Origin of the sequence: Colwellia sp. Bg11-28, from assembly GCF_002836245.1 — a bacterium.
GTDB lineage: Bacteria > Pseudomonadota > Gammaproteobacteria > Enterobacterales > Alteromonadaceae > Colwellia > Colwellia psychrerythraea_A.
Genome location: NZ_PJBA01000001.1, coordinates 177,434 through 195,321, shown reverse-complemented (window position 1 = coordinate 195,321; position 17,888 = coordinate 177,434). Strand labels below are relative to the sequence as shown.

The 17,888-nt window shown below is 38.0% G+C and carries 15 protein-coding genes; 13 read left to right on the top strand and 2 right to left on the bottom strand.

Annotated elements, in window-relative coordinates; genetic code table 11:
• Positions 1-56 precede the first annotated feature (56 nt).
• The 3 genes from secD (at position 57) to CXF79_RS00790 (ending at position 4,516) form a co-directional block, all read left to right on the top strand.
• Positions 57-1,904, top strand: coding sequence for a protein translocase subunit SecD (secD, locus tag CXF79_RS00800; protein ID WP_011041959.1), 1,848 nt, complete (start codon positions 57-59; stop codon positions 1,902-1,904).
• 20 nt (positions 1,905-1,924) lie between these two features.
• Entirely contained in the window at positions 1,925-2,872 is a 948-nt protein-coding gene (gene secF / locus CXF79_RS00795) for a protein translocase subunit SecF (RefSeq protein ID WP_011041960.1), read from the top strand.
• A gap of 243 nt (positions 2,873-3,115) precedes the next feature.
• Positions 3,116-4,516 (top strand): DEAD/DEAH box helicase, encoded by a 1,401-nt coding sequence (locus CXF79_RS00790; protein WP_011041962.1) that lies wholly within the window; start codon positions 3,116-3,118, stop codon positions 4,514-4,516.
• 401 nt (positions 4,517-4,917) lie between these two features.
• On the opposite strand, the gene cobA is transcribed toward CXF79_RS00790, so the two are convergent.
• Together cobA and suhB are read right to left on the bottom strand one after the other, a co-directional pair.
• Positions 4,918-5,709 carry a uroporphyrinogen-III C-methyltransferase gene (gene cobA, locus CXF79_RS00785; protein WP_101153544.1) on the bottom strand — a complete coding sequence of 264 codons (792 nt, stop codon included), beginning with the start codon at positions 5,707-5,709 and terminating at the stop codon, positions 4,918-4,920.
• A gap of 182 nt (positions 5,710-5,891) precedes the next feature.
• Positions 5,892-6,695, bottom strand: a complete 804-nt coding sequence (suhB, locus tag CXF79_RS00780) for an inositol-1-monophosphatase (protein ID WP_011041965.1) — start codon at positions 6,693-6,695, stop codon at positions 5,892-5,894.
• A 593-nt stretch (positions 6,696-7,288) separates the two neighbouring features.
• Here suhB and trmJ point away from each other — a divergent pair.
• The 10 genes from trmJ to CXF79_RS00725 all read left to right on the top strand — a co-directional run bounded on the left by trmJ (position 7,289) and on the right by CXF79_RS00725 (position 17,489).
• Positions 7,289-8,122, top strand: a complete 834-nt coding sequence (gene trmJ / locus CXF79_RS00775) for a tRNA (cytosine(32)/uridine(32)-2'-O)-methyltransferase TrmJ (protein WP_101153543.1) — start codon at positions 7,289-7,291, stop codon at positions 8,120-8,122.
• Positions 8,123-8,420: 298 nt separating this feature from the next.
• Positions 8,421-9,230 carry a serine O-acetyltransferase gene (gene cysE, locus CXF79_RS00765; RefSeq protein WP_011041967.1) on the top strand — a complete coding sequence of 270 codons (810 nt, stop codon included), beginning with the start codon at positions 8,421-8,423 and terminating at the stop codon, positions 9,228-9,230.
• A 265-nt stretch (positions 9,231-9,495) separates the two neighbouring features.
• Positions 9,496-10,002 (top strand): Fe-S cluster assembly transcriptional regulator IscR, encoded by a 507-nt coding sequence (iscR, locus tag CXF79_RS00760; protein ID WP_011041968.1) that lies wholly within the window; start codon positions 9,496-9,498, stop codon positions 10,000-10,002.
• 48 nt (positions 10,003-10,050) lie between these two features.
• The gene (locus CXF79_RS00755) at positions 10,051-11,265 is read left to right on the top strand and encodes an IscS subfamily cysteine desulfurase (RefSeq protein WP_011041969.1); all 1,215 of its coding nucleotides are present in this window, start codon (positions 10,051-10,053) and stop codon (positions 11,263-11,265) included.
• Positions 11,266-11,367: 102 nt separating this feature from the next.
• Positions 11,368-11,751, top strand: coding sequence for a Fe-S cluster assembly scaffold IscU (gene iscU, locus CXF79_RS00750; protein WP_011041970.1), 384 nt, complete (start codon positions 11,368-11,370; stop codon positions 11,749-11,751).
• Between the two features lie 11 nt (positions 11,752-11,762).
• Positions 11,763-12,086 carry an iron-sulfur cluster assembly protein IscA gene (gene iscA / locus CXF79_RS00745; RefSeq protein ID WP_011041971.1) on the top strand — a complete coding sequence of 108 codons (324 nt, stop codon included), beginning with the start codon at positions 11,763-11,765 and terminating at the stop codon, positions 12,084-12,086.
• A 183-nt stretch (positions 12,087-12,269) separates the two neighbouring features.
• Positions 12,270-12,797, top strand: a complete 528-nt coding sequence (gene hscB / locus CXF79_RS00740; protein ID WP_011041972.1) for a co-chaperone HscB — start codon at positions 12,270-12,272, stop codon at positions 12,795-12,797.
• 89 nt (positions 12,798-12,886) lie between these two features.
• Complete coding sequence (gene hscA, locus CXF79_RS00735) at positions 12,887-14,749, top strand: Fe-S protein assembly chaperone HscA (RefSeq protein ID WP_011041973.1); 1,863 nt, start codon at positions 12,887-12,889, stop codon at positions 14,747-14,749.
• A gap of 68 nt (positions 14,750-14,817) precedes the next feature.
• Entirely contained in the window at positions 14,818-15,156 is a 339-nt protein-coding gene (fdx, locus tag CXF79_RS00730) for an ISC system 2Fe-2S type ferredoxin (protein WP_101153542.1), read from the top strand.
• 386 nt (positions 15,157-15,542) lie between these two features.
• Positions 15,543-17,489: a putative bifunctional diguanylate cyclase/phosphodiesterase gene (locus CXF79_RS00725; protein WP_232769038.1), complete on the top strand. Its 1,947-nt coding sequence runs from the start codon at positions 15,543-15,545 to the stop codon at positions 17,487-17,489.
• Positions 17,490-17,888 lie beyond the last annotated feature (399 nt).

Genomic DNA, 17,888 nt, shown 5'->3' with positions numbered 1-17,888 from the left:
TTAAGTAGAGTGAACAGCTTGTTCGCGCAAAAAGAAATAAATAAAAAGGACACATTGTGTTAAACAAATACCCTTTATGGAAGACACTAATGGTGGCAATGATTGTCGCTATAGGTGCGCTCTATGCCACACCAATGCTATACGGCGAATCACCTGCAGTGCAAGTTTCAGGCTTACGCGGTGTTGAAGCAAATGCTGCTACGCTTGATAGTATCAAAGCACAATTAGAAGAAAGTAACCTAAGCTTTGCTAGTATTGCTTTAGAGAATGGACAAGTATTAACACGTTTTAATAATACTGAAGATCAACTTAAAGCGCGTGATGTATTAGATGATAATTTAGGTAAACAGTTTTCAGTTGCTTTAAATTTAACGCCTAATACTCCAAGCTGGCTAGCAGCAATTGGCGGAAAGCCAATGAAGTTAGGTTTAGATTTAAGTGGTGGTGTTAGCTTCTTGATGGAAGTGAACATGAAAGAGGCCATCAATAAAGCTAAAATAGGTATGGTGAGTGATTTTCGCGGTGATTTACGCAATGAAAAAATTCGCTACCGCAGTGTTAAAGAAGTTAATAATTCTGTAGTCGTTGTTTTTAGAAAAATTGAAGACTTAGAGGCGGGACAATCATTACTGAAACAGCGTTACCGTGATTTACTGCTAAGTACTGATGACGATACGCTAACGCTAACGGCAAAAATGACGGAGCCAAAGCTTAAAGAAATTCGTGAATATGCTTTACAGCAAAACATCACTATTATTCGAAATCGTGTCAATGAGTTAGGGGTTGCCGAGCCGCTTGTTCAACGCCAAGGCAAAAAACACATCGTTATCGAATTACCAGGTGTTCAAGATACTGCCAAAGCGAAAGAAATCCTTAATGCTACCGCAACCATTGAATTTAGATTAGTCGATACCGAAGGTGACTTGTCTAATGCATTAAATGGTCGTATTCCAGCAAACTCTATTTTGTTAACAGATAAAGACGGTAGACCAAGCTTATTGAAAAAACGCATCATGTTAACCGGTGATCACATCACTGATGCTAAATCAGGCTTTGATGAGTACTCTCGACCACAAGTGAATATTTCACTTGATAGTGCTGGTGGCTCTAAAATGTCTAGTGGTACCAAAAGTAATATTGGTAAACCAATGGCAACGGTATTTATTGAATATAAAGCGACTGACAAAAAAGATGCTGAAGGCAACATCATTTTTGAAAAACAACAAGAAATCATCTCTGTTGCAACTATTCAATCACGTTTAGGTAAAACCTTCCGTATTACTGGAGCAGGTAGTGCTGCTGAAGCGCATAACCTAGCATTATTATTACGTGCAGGGGCTTTGATTGCACCAATCACCATCGTAGAAGAGCGAACTGTAGGGCCTACATTAGGAGCTGAAAACGTAAGACTTGGTTTCGAAGCTATCTTAATGGGCTTTGGTTTAGTGTTTATCTTTATGATGATTTATTACCGTGCCTTTGGTGTGGTGGCTAACCTTGCTCTAGGTGCAAACTTAGTGTTGATTGTTGGTGTTATGTCGATGATTCCTGGCGCTACTTTAACATTACCGGGTATGGCTGGTATCGTATTAACAGTTGGTATGGCGGTCGATGCTAACGTGCTTATTTTTGAACGTATTCGTGAAGAAATACGTGAAGGTAAAACGATTCAACAATCAATTCATCAAGGTTATGATGCAGCATTTTCAACGATTATTGATGCCAACATCACTACCTTAATTGCAGCGTTAATTCTGTTTGCAATTGGTACTGGACCTGTGAAAGGTTTTGCCGTGACGTTATCTATTGGTATTATTACTTCAATGTTTACCTCGGTTGTTGGTACTCGTGCCGTAGTTAACGCTATTTGGGGCGGTAAACGCCTTGAAAAGCTTCCGATATAAAGAAGGCAGGAATTAAAATTATGCAAATTTTACAATTAAAAGAAACTGTCAACTTTATGAGCTATCGCAAGATAGCCTTAGTATTTAGCGCCTTATTAATGATTGCTTCAATCTTCTCTCTAGCCACTAATAAACTGAACTTTGGTTTAGATTTTACTGGCGGTACTTTGATTGAAGTTGGTTTTCAAGAAGCAGCAGATTTAGAAAAGCTTCGTTTAGTGATGAAAACTAATGGCTTTGCTGATGCGAAAGTGCAATTTTATGGTAGTAGCCGTGATGTTGTGATTCGTTTAGGTTTACGTGATGACGTTAAAGCTGAAATGCTTGGCAATGAAGTACTTGATGTCTTACAAGGAGCGACTGGCCAAACGGTTGATATGCGTCGTATTGAGTTTGTTGGCGCAAGCGTTGGTGATGAGTTAGCAGAGCAGGGTGGTTTAGCTATGCTAACAGCGCTGATCTGTATTTTGATTTACGTTGCTTTTCGATTTGAATGGCGCTTTGCTGTAGGCTCAGTGGTAGCGTTATTTCACGATGTATTATTAACACTTGGTTTGTTTTCAATTTTACAACTAGAGTTTGATTTAACTGTACTTGCAGCGATATTAGCTGTGATAGGTTACTCACTTAACGATACTATTGTTGTTTCAGACCGTATTCGTGAAAACTTTAGAAAAGTGCGCAACAGTGAAGCTGAAGAAATAATTAATATCTCTTTAACGCAAACATTAAGTCGAACTTTTATTACCTCAATTACCACACTATTAGTTCTAGCTGCTTTGTTCTTTCAAGGTGGAGCACTGATTCATGGTTTTGCCACGGCATTATTATTCGGTGTTTTTGTTGGTACTTACTCTTCAATTTATGTTGCTAGTTTAGTGGCATTATCTCTAGGTATTTCAAAAGAAGATTTAATACCTGAAGTCATTGAAAAAGAAGGTGCAGATCAAGAAGCTATGATGCCTTAAGTATTGTAAGTAATTTTGATATAAAAAAGCCGAGTAACGAAAGTTACTCGGCTTTTTTTTTATGGTGTTTATGGCTTTTATTTTATCTGCAAAGTGGCGCTATATACTCCACTTTGCAGTAAATATCTTGGCGTGGTAATAGACTTGGTATTAACCTTGCTGTATGCTGCACGGCCTTCCATGCTGCCAACATTTTCATTAGCGCTGTCAGTATTTGCTTGATATTTTTTAAAGAGATTTCTTATGAGTGATACCCCAACCAAGTTTACTGATTTAGGCTTATCAGAAGCATTACTAAAAGCAGTACGTGATAAGGGCTATGAAACACCTTCTCCTATTCAAGCCCAAGCGATCCCAGCAGTTATTTCTGGTCGTGATGTCATGGCAGCCGCACAAACAGGTACGGGTAAAACGGCAGGGTTTACTTTGCCATTATTACAGCGCCTTTCTAGCAGTAAAGGTAACAAGGTTTCATCTAACAACGTAAGAGCGCTAATATTAACGCCTACTCGCGAGTTAGCTGCACAAATAAGCGAGAGCATTGAGGTTTACGGTAAGTATTTAAACTTACACTCAATGGTTGTTTTTGGTGGTGTTAAAATTAATCCACAAATAGCGCGTCTTCGCCAGGGTGTTGATGTACTTGTGGCAACACCAGGTCGTCTATTAGATTTATACAATCAAAGAGCAGTTAAGTTTAGCCAACTTGAAGTCTTTATTCTTGATGAAGCTGATCGTATGTTAGATATGGGCTTTATTCGCGATATTAAAAAGTTGATGACAGCTTTGCCAAAAGACCGTCAAAACTTACTATTCTCGGCAACATTTTCACCTGAGATACGTGCATTAGCTAAAGGCATGGTAAATAACCCATTAGAAATTTCAGTTGATGCAGAAAATAGCACAGCAGAAAAAGTGACTCAATGGTTAACTGCGGTTGATAAAAAACGCAAACCTGCTGTATTAACGCACTTAATAAAAGAAAATAATTGGCAACAAGTCTTAGTTTTTACTAAAACCAAACATGGTGCTAATAAGCTAACAAAGCATCTTGAAGCTGAAGGGCTAACTGCGGCGGCTATTCATGGTAATAAAAGCCAAGGAGCGCGTACTAAAGCACTTGCTGCCTTTAAAGATGGTTCAGTGAAAATATTAGTAGCAACTGATATTGCAGCACGTGGTATTGATATTGATTTGTTACCACAAGTGGTTAATTTCGACCTACCTAATGTACCTGAGGATTATGTTCATCGTATTGGTAGAACAGCCCGTGCAGGTAATACCGGACAAGCATTATCTCTAGTGTGTGCCGATGAATTAGATTTATTGTGGGGCATTGAACATGTTATTCAGCAGCACATCGAACGAAAAGTGATTGAGAAGTTTATACCCGCTAATGAATTAGGCGAATCACGTGTTATCAAACCTTTAAAACAAGGTAAACCACCAAAATCAGCAAAACCTCATGGGGCAGGTAAGGGCAGAGTTGAGCACAAAGATGGTCAACGTTCAGGTCGTAATGCTAACGGGAACAATGCAGGTGGAAATAAAGCAAAACCGGGCAATGATTCTTCTAGACGTAAAAAACCTGAATACGATGGTACTGGTCCTAAACCACGTAGAGCAATACGCCCTACAAAATAAATAACACAGTTGATTCAGTAATTAATACCAAGTAGATTAAGTTCTTTCCCACTCAGCGAGAATTAAAAGGCTTAGAGGCAAGACATTGATTGAAGAGAATGGTTATTCCCTTGTCAAAATCAATAACGCTGCATGTAAGCCTTTTAAACTCGCCCTTGGGAGCTTGTTCTATGCCCATTAACATCGTTAAATTCATTTGATTTAGAATGACTAGACCTAAACAAATTCGCCTTGTTATTGAACATCTAACATAGCTCTGAGTTGGGAAGAAATTTAATCAAATTGGTATAATTGATTATTAGAATCAATTAACAAAAAAAGCCTTATGATGAATAATATATATTCTTCATAAGGCTTTTTTTATGCTAAATTTTGACGCTCAACACCTTAAAGAAAAAATGTTAAGGGGTTAGGTAGCCTAAATTAGTTAGTTGCTCACTGGAGAATAGCCCTACAACATCACCAATCACAATTAAACTGGGTGGCGTAATCCTATGTAAAGCCACCAAGTCAGTTAAATTTGCTAACGTCCCTTTTATTACTTGTTGATCTTGGTGAGTGCCTTTCCTGATTAATGCTGCTGGCGTATTTATATCACGACCGGCTCCCGTGAGCTGAGCGGTGATTATAGGTAAGCTTTTTATCCCCATGTAAAAAACAATGGTCTGCTCTTTATCATTTAATGCCTGCCAAGGTAGATCTAATGCACCATTATCTTGCACATTACCGGTTATGAAGGTGCAACTTCGTGCGACTTTTCGATGAGTTAGGGGAATGCCAGCGTAACTGGTACAAGCCGATGCGGCTGTCATTCCTGGGACTATATGGCAAGCAACGCCATGGCTCAATAAGAATTGAGCCTCTTCAGATCCTCGTCCAAAAACAAAAGGGTCGCCGCCTTTTAAACGCACCACTTTTTTACCCAATAAAGCATAATCAACGAGTAACTGATTGATGCCTTCTTGTGGAACTCTATGATCTGCTTGTTTTTTACCAACATATATTTGTTGGCAATCACTTGGCAGTAACGCCATTATTGCCGCACTGACTAGCCTGTCATAGATAACAACTTCAGCTTGTTTGATAAAACGATAGGCCTGCAAAGTAAGTAAATCTGGATCTCCGGGACCGGCGCCAACTAGGGCTACTTCGCCAGCAATAAAAGCTTGTTTTGTTGTGTTGATATTTTCCATGAGCTCTCTTAACAATATGTGCAAATAACTATATTGCTAGTCTAAAGCAAAAAAAGCGCCACAGTGACCTTAATTGACTAAGGTTGCTGTGGCGCTTAATATTATTCTGCTATAACTTAGGTGAACTCTTATACCCGCTCGATTTGAAACGAGCATCTTCAAGTGGAAAGGGTATACAAATATTACTTGCTAAGCGCATCACCTAAATGTGGGCGAATTTCTTTTAAAACGTCTTTTAATATACGAGTATTTGCTGCAACAATGTTACCTGAATTTGCATGATTATGACCGCCAGTAAAGTCAGTAACTAAACCACCTGCCTCAATCACTAATAGTTCGCCAGCAGCGGTATTCCAAGGTTTAGTGCCAATTTCGAAGAAACCATCAACACGGCCTGCTGCTACATAGGCAAGGTCAAGTGCAGTTGAACCTGAACGGCGCATATCTGAAGATTTTTGGAATAAATTTGAAAACATTGCCATATAAGCTACGCTGTGTTGCTTATGTTTGAATGGAAATCCAGTCGCTAATATAGTGCCTGCAATTTCTTTGTTTTTGTTTACACGGATTCTAAAACCGTTTAGTTGTGCACCTTTACCACGACTGGCTGAGAATAATTCGCCACGAATTGGGTCAAATACAACAGCTTGATCTAATTTGCCTTTAACTTTTAAACAAATTGAAACAGCAAAATGAGGAATGCCTTTAATGAAGTTACTTGTGCCATCTAATGGATCAATAATCCATTGGTAATCATCATCACTGCCTTTTAAAATACCAGACTCTTCACCAATAATAGTGTGGTCAGGGTAAGATTTACGAATAGTTTCAATAATGGCTTCTTCAGAGCTAATATCAACACTGGTGACGAAATCGTTAGTTCCTTTTGATTCAACTTCAACTTTATCAAGTTGCTCCATAGAGCGAACGATAACTTTACCGGCTGTACGCGCTGCGCGCACGGCAATATTTAGCATGGGATGCATTTAGAGTACCTATTTGTAAATAAATTTTAAAAGAACAATACATTTCCAAGCAAACATTGTCTTGAAAATTGAGCGCGCGAATTATAGCAAATAAAAAATTATTTAGCGATAATATTATTAAATAAATGTTCAATAAGTAATCAGTTTGGTCAATCACTTCTCTATAGAGAAAAAAAAACTATTAAATATCAAATTACCATAGATAAATATGCCCAATAAGCGTGCTTTTTGTTAGCTACAGCAGTAATCTTCTATGATAGAATATTGGCCATCTAGATGGGCTTCATACCAATGAATTCATTTATTGTAAAACTTAGCGCTTCAGTAGCGAACTTAGATCAGGTTTAATAATGTAAGTATAGTTAGTCTATATTTGATTTATTTTGTGATGTTATTTGTTTGCTAATAAAATTTTGCAGAGCACTTACCTAATAGTAAAATATAATACCTATATATGGCGTGGTTAATTTTGATAATAGAATAACTATTCTCTACAACCTATGGCTGTGTATAAGTCTTTTGATTTTCGTTAAGTGATAAATAAATTAGTTCGATTGGTCTTTTCCCAAAAAAGCAAACAAGAAGAGTAAAAAATGTCAGATTCTCAACAAGGTTCTCAACAAGGTTCTCAACCAAGTAATACCAAAGGTACATTATTAGATCGTGTTAAAATTGTTTTAGTTAACACTTCCGACTGCCGAAATATTGGTAGTGCGGCACGTGCAATGAAAACAATGGGACTAAGTCAGCTGATTTTAGTCGATCCTATTGAAATGCCTAATGGTCAAGCTCAAGCTATGGCTGCAGGAGCTACCGATGTTTTAGCTAATGCTAAAGTTGTTAGCACTTTGGCTGAGGCTATTGAAGATTGTGGCTTAGTTGTCGGAACCAGTGCTCGTTCACGTACATTGCCTTGGCCTATGTTAGAGCCTAGAGGTTGTGGTGAAAAGATGATTGCTGAAGCGGATGAATATCCAGTCGCATTAGTCTTTGGGCGTGAAAATAGCGGCTTAACCAATGAAGAATTACAACTTTGTCATTTTCATGTTCAGATACCAGCAAACCCTGAGTATAGTTCGTTAAATTTAGCAATGGCTGTACAGACTTTAAGTTATGAAGTACGTACTAGTTATTTATTAGCGCATGATCAAAATTATCAAGAACGCAGTACGGGCAATGGTAATTCAATTGCCAAGGCTAAAAACGAAGATGATGAACTTTATCCTGTTATCGAAGAAACTGAACGTTTTTATCAGCACTTTGAAAAAGCACTTAAAGCGACAGGTTTTATTGTCGAAAATCATCCTGGTTTAGTGATGACTAAATTAAGACGTTTATTTAATCGTGCGAGACCTGATGTTAAAGAAATTAAGATGATGCGTGGGATTTTTGCCTCGATGGAAAGGTCTAGTAAAGAGAAGTCATAACAGCCATTTATACCTGTTCCACTTGAATGTGCAGGATTCAGCTGGAATTAGAAACGCCTTTAGGCAAGGCATTGATTGAAGATAATGGTTGTTCCCTTTTCGAAATCAATAACGTAGCATAAAACGTTTCTAAGCCAGCCCTTTGGGGATGTCTGAGTAAATTATACTATTCGTTGCATCTATTTTTAAGGGAACAACCCTTAATAAAAAAATGTGCCTTGATCATGAATCACTCAGGCATCCTGAAACTCGCATCTTCAAGTGGAGCGGGTATATAAGAAAAGATAAGGAATAATTTATGTTTAGTCGTATCAAAGAAGATATCAATAGTGTCTTTGATAGAGATCCAGCCGCTCGTACTAGTTTTGAGGTTATCCTCAATTACCCGGGTTTACATGCAATTTGGATTCACCGATTAAGTTATAGATTATGGTGTGCTGATTGGAAACTTATAGCGAGAACTATATCAACTTTCTCTCGTTGGTTAACGGGTATTGAGATCCACCCTGGCGCTAAATTAGGTCGCCGTGTTTTTATTGACCACGGTATGGGCATTGTTATTGGTGAAACAGCTGAAGTAGGCAATGATGTCACGCTTTATCACGGTGTCACCTTAGGTGGGACGAGTTGGAAGGCAGGAAAGCGTCATCCAACGTTGGAAGATAATGTTGTTATAGGTGCTGGCGCGCAAGTACTTGGACCAATAACCATAGGTAAGGGCGGAAAAGTAGGCTCTAACTCTGTTGTTGTTAAAGATTTACCTGCTAATGCTACTGCGGTTGGTATTCCTGGTCGAATCGTGCCCGATAAACACAGTAAAGATGAAAACCAGCAACGAGAAGAAGTTGCTAAAAAATATGGCTTTGATGCTTATGCGGTGTCCCATGATAATCCAGATCCTGTTGCTAAAGCCATTGGTCGTTTACTTGATCATATGCATTTAATGGATGATAGAGTGAGTGAACTTTGCAAAGAAATTAACACTTTAGGTGGTGATATTTGCCCTAAAAACTTGCCTGAGTTAAGAGTAGGTGAGTTTGTCGAAGATGAAAAAGCAGCGGCAGAGCGCCGTGAAAATAAAGTGGCAAGCTTTGATCCTGAAATTTAACCTCGCTATTCAATTCTGGGAATAAAAGTAATAGTTGAGTAAAACAGTCAACTATTACTTCTCGCATGATATTTCTTGGTGTATAATACCTGAGTAAATTACTAGGGTATTTACTTGACTAATTTGTAGGGTTATGTAAAATTGCCCAGCATTTGTAAAGTAAGACATTTATATTATATTTTGTTTTGCTGTCAAATGGTTTTAATTTAGTCATCCTACTAAATTGATGTTTTGAGTACACCAACATAGTGTTTGAGAACAGATTATGAAACTTACCTCTAAAGGTCGTTACGCAGTTACTGCCATGTTAGACGTTACTATTCATGCAGTGTCTGGACCTGTATCTTTGGCTGATATTTCAGAGCGCCAAGGTATATCCTTGTCATATTTAGAGCAACTTTTTTCACGTTTACGTAAAGAAGGGCTTGTGACAAGTGTTCGTGGTCCTGGTGGCGGTTATCGCTTGGGCAGATGCTCAGCGCAGATTGCCGTTGCAGATGTTATTTATGCTGTGAATGAAAGTGTTGATGCAACTAAATGTTCAGGTAAAGGCAATTGCCAGGATGGAGAACAATGCTTAACTCATTCCTTGTGGGAAGGATTAAGCCAACGAATTGAAGAATTCTTGAAAAATATCACCTTATCCGAATTAGTCGCGAAAGGTGATGTACAAGAAGTTTCTAAGCGCCAAGATAAATTACATATCAATGCTCACAAAAGCATAGCGTTAGAAACATTAATAACCACAAAAGATGTAATGAACGACTGGTAATAACTAGTCGCGTCGTATTAAATATTTACCATCGGAGAGAGTTAGCGAATGAAGCTTCCTATATATTTTGATTATTCAGCTACTACACCAGTAGATAAGCGCGTAGCAGAAAAAATGATGCAGTACATGACCAATGATGGTCATTTTGGTAACCCTGCATCTCGTTCACATAAATTTGGTTGGCAAGCTGAAGAAGCGGTTGATATCGCTCGTAATCAAATTGCTGAATTGATTAATGCTGATCCACGTGAAATTGTTTTCACGTCAGGTGCTACTGAATCTAATAACCTTGCTATAAAAGGTGCTGCTAATTTCTATAATAAGAAAGGCAAGCATATTATTACCTGCAAAACTGAACATAAAGCCGTTTTAGATACGTGTCGTGAATTAGAACGTCAAGGTTTTGAAGTGACGTATCTTGATCCTGAAGAAAACGGTTTAATTGATTTAAATAAATTGAATGACGCTATGCGTGATGACACTATTTTAGTAAGTATCATGCAAGTAAATAATGAAATTGGTGTTATTCAAGACATCAGTGAAATTGGTGAAATGTGTCGTGCACGTAAAATTGTCTTCCATGTTGATGCCGCGCAAAGTGCAGGCAAAATCAACATCGACATGCAAGCATTGAAAGTTGATTTAATGTCAATTTCAGCGCATAAAATGTACGGACCTAAAGGTATTGGCGCGTTATACGTAAGCCGTAAACCACGCATTCGCTTAGAAGCACAAACACATGGTGGCGGACATGAACGTGGTATGCGTTCTGGTACCTTAGCGACACATCAAATTGTCGGTATGGGTGAAGCATGTCGATTAGCTAAAGAAGAAATGGCACAAGATCAAGCACATGTTACTGCAATGCGCGATCGTTTATGGGCCGGCTTAAATAGCATGGAACAAGTCTTTATTAACGGTGATGCGGATAAACGTTACCCTGGTAATTTGAATGTTAGTTTCAACTTTGTTGAAGGTGAGTCACTCATCATGGCATTGAAAGATTTAGCCGTATCATCTGGTAGTGCATGTACATCAGCAAGCTTAGAGCCATCGTATGTACTTCGTGCTTTAGGTCTAAATGATGAAATGGCGCATAGCTCAATTCGCTTTAGCTTTGGTCGCTTTACTACGACAGAAGAAATTGATTACGCAATTGAACTTATTAAAGGTGCAATTGGTCACTTACGTGATATGTCACCGCTTTGGGAAATGTTCAAAGATGGTATCGATTTAGATTCAATTGAATGGGCTGCTCACTAGACGCTCTTTATAATAAAAGTTTAGTAAACAATTCATTATTTTAAATAACATTTGGTGTTAAATAGTTCTTACGAATTATTTGACACATGCTAGGAGAGTCACATGGCTTACAGCGAAAAAGTACTAGATCATTATGAGAACCCACGTAACGTAGGTTCAATGGATAAAAACGATCCATCAGTAGCAACTGGTATGGTTGGCGCACCAGCGTGTGGTGACGTAATGAAGTTACAACTAAAAATTTCTGATGACGGTATCATTGAAGATGCAAAATTCAAGACTTACGGTTGTGGTTCTGCGATTGCTTCAAGCTCATTAGTTACTGAGTGGGTTAAAGGTAAATCAATTGAAGAAGCGGGTGAAATTAAAAATACCGCGATTGCTGAAGAGTTAGCGCTACCACCAGTAAAAATTCATTGCTCTATTTTAGCTGAAGATGCTATTAAAGCAGCGATTGAAGATTATAAATCCAAGCAAAGTAAATAACGGAGATAACAATGGCTGTTACCATGACTCCTGCTGCTGCTGAACGCGTTCAATCGTTCATGCAAAACCGTGGCAAAGGACTTGGGCTTCGCTTAGGTATTAAAACCACTGGTTGTTCAGGTTTAGCCTATGTGCTCGAATTTGTAGATGATTTAAATGAAGATGATCAATTGTTTAACATTAAAGATGTTAATATCATCATCGACGCGAAAAGCTTAGTTTACCTTGATGGCATTGAACTCGACTTTACTAAAGAAGGTTTGAACGAAGGCTTTAAATTCACCAATCCCAACGCCAAAGGTGAATGTGGGTGTGGTGAGTCGTTCAACGTCTAAGCTAATGTGTGATAACGAGTTCATCTCTTAGCTATTTTGCTCAGTTGCAGCGTTGAAAGTACTCATTGACTAACGTCAACTCTGTGCTTTCGCCTTGCATCAGAGCAAACTATCGTTGAGCTGAATTCATTATGGCGAGATCACTTTGTAAGTGCCAGTCCATATAAAATCAGAGTAAAAATTTTGAATTACTTTCAATTATTCAACATTGAAGTTTCCTTTGATGTCGATTTACAACAACTTTCGTCAAGTTATCAAACCTTGCAAAAGACTGTGCATCCTGACAAGTTTGCTCACGCCTCTGAGCAAGAACAGCGAATAGCTGTACAAAAATCTGCGCAGATTAACGACGCCTATCAAACTCTTAAAAATCCATTGCAACGCGCTGAATATATACTTGTGCAACGTAGTGTTGAGATGCCAAACGAACAGCATTCTTTTCAAGATACTAGTTTTTTGATGCGTCAAATGGAATTGCGAGAAATGCTTGAAGACGTTAGGCATTCTGGTGACGTTGATGCAGCTTTACTTGAAGTACAAAGTGTTTTGTCGACTGAATATTTACAGCTTTCTCAAGTAATGAGAACACAAATTAGTGAAAATAATGCAGCATCGAATAGCGCTGCATGCGATAATTTACGTAAATTAAAGTTTTATCAAAAGCTCAATATTGAAGTGGATCGTCTTGAAGACAGTTTATTTGATGACTAGCGTGGCTAGCAAACATTTTAACAAGACATACTTTTTATTAAGCTAAGAAAAACATACATAAACTTAAACTAACTCATTGAATTAACATCATGGCTTTATTACAAATTGCAGAACCCGGTCAAAGCACCGTTCCTCATGAACACAGATTAGCTGCAGGCATCGATCTTGGTACCACAAATTCCTTAATAGCAAGTGTACAAAGCGGTAACGCAAGTACCTTAAGTGATGATCAAGGCCGTGATATATTGCCCTCTATTGTTAGCTATCAGGCAGGTAATGTTTTAGTTGGTCAAACAGCTCAAGCACTTAGCATTGAAGATGCTCAAAATACGATTACTTCTGCAAAACGCTTGATAGGTCGCTCACTTAAAGATATTCAAAGTAAATATCCTTCGTTACCTTATGAGTTTTGTGGTGATGAAAATCATCCTGAAATTATGACTAGACAAGGTGCTGTTAACCCAGTTCAAGTCTCGGCAGAGATATTAAAAAGCTTAAACCTAAGAGCACAAGCGGCTTTAGGTGGAGAGCTCACTGGTGTTGTTATTACTGTCCCGGCTCACTTTGATGATGCCCAAAGGCAAAGTACCAAAGATGCGGCAAAATTGGCGGGTGTTAGTGTGTTGCGTCTATTAAATGAACCAACAGCTGCAGCGGTAGCTTACGGGTTAGACTCAGGCCAAGAAGGCGTTATTGCGGTCTATGATTTAGGCGGTGGTACTTTTGATATCTCTATTTTACGTTTAAACAAAGGCGTATTTGAAGTGTTAGCAACTGGTGGTGATTCTGCGTTAGGTGGCGATGACTTTGATGTCGTTTTAGTTGACTATCTTGTTGAACAAGCCGGTTTAGTTAGACCTTTATCACCTTCGTTAGAGCGTCAACTGATGCAGCAAGCTTGTTTTGCTAAAGAACAGTTAACAACTAAAGAGGAAGTTGATATCACAATTTCTCTTGATAGTGACAGTGATTGGAAAACAAGTTTAACTAAAGCACAGTTAAATAAACTTATTAGCTCATTAGTTAATAAAACATTACGTGCTTGTCGTCGTACGCTCAAAGATGCTGATATTACTATCGATGAAGTAATAGAAGTTGTCATGGTGGGCGGTTCAACTCGTGTACCTTTAGTGCGTAGCGAAGTTGAAAAACACTTTAATAAAACACCGTTAACGTCAATTGACCCTGATAAAGTGGTTGCGATTGGCGCTGCAATTCAAGCAGATGTTTTGGTGGGTAATAAACCTGATAGTGATATGTTATTACTTGATGTTACGCCATTATCTCTTGGTCTAGAGACTATGGGTGGTTTAGTAGAAAAAGTTATTCCACGAAACACCACAATACCTGTTGCAAAAGCGCAAGAATTTACCACATTTAAAGATGGTCAAACGGCCATGGCCGTTCACGTCTTACAAGGTGAGCGTGAATTAGTTGAGGATTGTCGTTCGTTAGCCCGTTTTGAATTACGCGGCATTCCTGCAATGACTGCTGGTGCAGCTCATATTCGTGTAACGTTTAAAGTTGATGCGGATGGTTTACTCTCTGTCTCGGCGATGGAAAAGTCATCTGGTGTGGAATCGAGCATTGAAGTTAAACCTTCTTTTGGTCTTGATGACAATCAAATTAGTCAGATGATCAAAGATTCAATGAGCAATGCGGCTGATGATATGCAAGCGCGTATGTTGAAAGAGCAACAAGTTGAAGCCTCACGCGTTATAGAGTCTGTTCAAGCTGCTTTATTGGCTGACAGTAAACTACTTAATAGTGATGAAATTACGGTTATTGAAAACGCAATTAAGTCACTTGCTCAGGTTAGCCAAGGTCAAGAAATTAAAGCGATAGAAAATGCACTGGATAAGTTAAACGACAGTACAGCAATATTTGCTGAACGTCGTATGGATAGTTCAATTAGTGAAGCCCTTGCAGGCCAAGCAGTTGATAAAATTTAGATTATCTTTGATAAGATCCTGATTATATTTAAGTTAGGCGAAAGCCTTTCAAGCAGAGAATAAATAAAATGCCAAAAATTATATTTTTACCTAATGAAGAGTTATGCCCAGATGGCGCAGTAGTTGAAGCCGAAAAAGGTGAGAGCGTGTTAAACGTAGCCTTAAGAAATGACATCGGTATCGAACATGCTTGTGAAAAAGTATGTGCTTGTACTACGTGTCATGTCATCATTCGAGAAGGTTTTGACTCTATCGAAGAAGGCGATGAACTTGAAGAAGATATGCTTGATAAAGCATGGGGTTTGGAGCCTGAATCTCGCCTAAGCTGCCAATCTATTGTTGGTGATGAAGACTTAGTCGTCGATATACCTAAATACACAGTTAATATGGTTTCTGAAACTCACTAGTTGATTCTTTAAAGCCATATACAAACAAAGGGTTGTAACATGTTAATGTTATTACCCTTTTTTAGTATTAGAGAATAATTGAAATAGTCCACTAATAGCTAACTTTGTGAAAATTCATATCAAAAGTATCGATGTTGTAACAGCCTATTTCTTCAAATATTAATCAATATAAACTCATCTGACTAAGCCTTAAAAGCTTCTAATATTACACAACCCATTTTTAGAATAATAATGCGGTATTACCTCGATAGTTATAGTGCATCGTTTTGTTCGAACGCTCAAAAATGGATAAAGATAATAGCGACTTGATAACCTGACATAGAGACTCATGTCATTTTATTTGGTATATACTTATAAAAAGATGATAAATAATAGTAGAGGTCTTTTTGACCAGAAGTGAACTAGAATTGAACAAATACATGCAGCGTGATGCTGCGGCATTGTTATATGGCAATGCAGTTTCCGGTATTGTGATCTCTTTGATTACTTCTAGTTTTCTAGTCTTCATGTTCAGTAACCCATTAACCGACTCTTTTAAACACATGTGGTGGTGGGGGATGAGCATATTGCTTGTGCTCAGAATGGTTGATGTCATTATCTGGAAAACTAAACTGCAGCACACTGATTTTGATGGAGAAAAAGCGGTTAAGCGTTATATTACCGGTGTAAATCCTACAGCAATTATGTGGGCCATCTACTTAGTTTATATCACGAAATACAATAGCTCTGTCGAATTAACTACAACGCTTATAGCCATAGCTGCTATGGCTGGTGGTTCAGCTACGATACTTGCGGCTCATAAATACACCGCAATGTTTTATGCATTCATACTACTTTCTCCTGCCTCGATAGGCTTACTCTTATCCGATCAACATGCATTACAATTACTGGGTTTTTTGGGAGTTTCCTACAGTATCGTAATGCTTATTACTTCAAAGAAATCGGCAGATTTCACGCGAAATACCTTGTTTTTAAAAAATGAAAATAAGGTGTTAGTTCATCAAATGGAAGAAAAAGTTGAGCAGCGAACGAGAAAAATTTATGAACTCTCTAATCTTGATTCACTCACTGGATTATATAACCGAACCGCCTTTTTAAAACATTTAAAGACTGCGTTAGCTTCATCCAATAAACCTTTTGCACTGTTATTTATCGACTTAGACGGCTTTAAAAAAATAAATGATTCAATTGGTCATCAAGCTGGGGATCAAATTTTAAAAAAATCTGCTGAGCGTCTTAAACAGTGGTCTTTTGATACCAAGCTATTGTGTCGCTGGGGTGGTGATGAGTTTTTGATGGTACTAGCAGATACTGATGAAGTCAGCGCTGTTGGTGTATCTAAGCAACTGATAGAGGTACTATCTGCCCCTCATAATACTGAACATAGCGTTTTATCTGTCGGTGCAACTATAGGTATTGCATTATATCCTTCGCACGCAAAAACAGAAGATCGTCTTATTCAATCTGCCGATATGGCCATGTACTATCAGAAAAAACAAGCGCGTTCGACTGTTGGCGTATTCTCCAAACAAATGGATAAACTTTATTCTTATGAACTTCGTCTGAAAAATGAACTGACTCAATCGATTGAGAAAGAACAATTAAGGCTCGTTTTTCAACCGATAATATCATCTAAAAATGATGAAGTTGTTGCTTTTGAAGCGCTGCTTCGTTGGCAACTCGATGAGGAAAATATCCCTCCGGATGATTTTATTAGTATTGCTGAGCAATACGGTTTAATACACAAAATCGGTGCGTGGGTACTAAGAAATGCATGTTTGCAAGCCAGCCAATGGAGTTCGGAACAACCGCTGTCAGTTTGTGTAAATGTTTCCGTGATTCAGCTACAAGATGAGAATTTTATAGCTATTGTTGATGATGCACTTTCAAACAGTTCATTGCCTGGCGATTTGTTGCATATAGAAATAACCGAGTCGGTATTTGCTGCTGATACTAGTATCATATCAAACCAAATAAAACGACTTCAAGCTAGAAAAATTAAGGTTTCTATTGATGATTTTGGTACCGGATATTCTTCTCTTTCGGTTATCCAAGACTTAGCGATCAACATGGTTAAAATTGATCGTTCATTTGTGAATAAAATGAATACCAATGGTCATGCGATTATCTCCGCAGTAATGCATATCGCCTCATCGTTAGATTTCTTGGTTATTGCTGAAGGTGTGGAAACTGAAGCGCAAGCACGGGAATTACAGAAGTTAGGTGTGCATTTCCTTCAAGGCTATCATTATTCTAAGCCTATCGAAATTGAAGATATAGACAGTTATTTAACTAACATGACACTGGATAAGCAGTATTTACTTAACAAGTAAATTATTTTTCAGGACTCGTTACCTTTATTTCTCTCTAGCATGAAGATTACTTAGCCCACCGTTTAGAAGCCAATTGTGGTTCGAGCTTTTAAGTTCACGCATTATGTTATACCAATCGTACTAACTTATTGATCACTTAACGAGAATTAAAAGGCTAAGAGGCGAAGCATCTCTAATTCTAACTGAATTCTGCATTTTGAGATAACATGGGGATATACCCCCTGAATTGAAATGACAATGTAACTTATTAAGTGTCAATCAATAATGTGTATTTATAGCTCATAATAGAATGATAACGAAAGATAAACTTTAATCATAAAATGGGCAAGTAGTTACATTTTTACTATAATAAAGTTTGATAAATCACACCCCTTGATAAAATTCCTATAATTTCTTTTT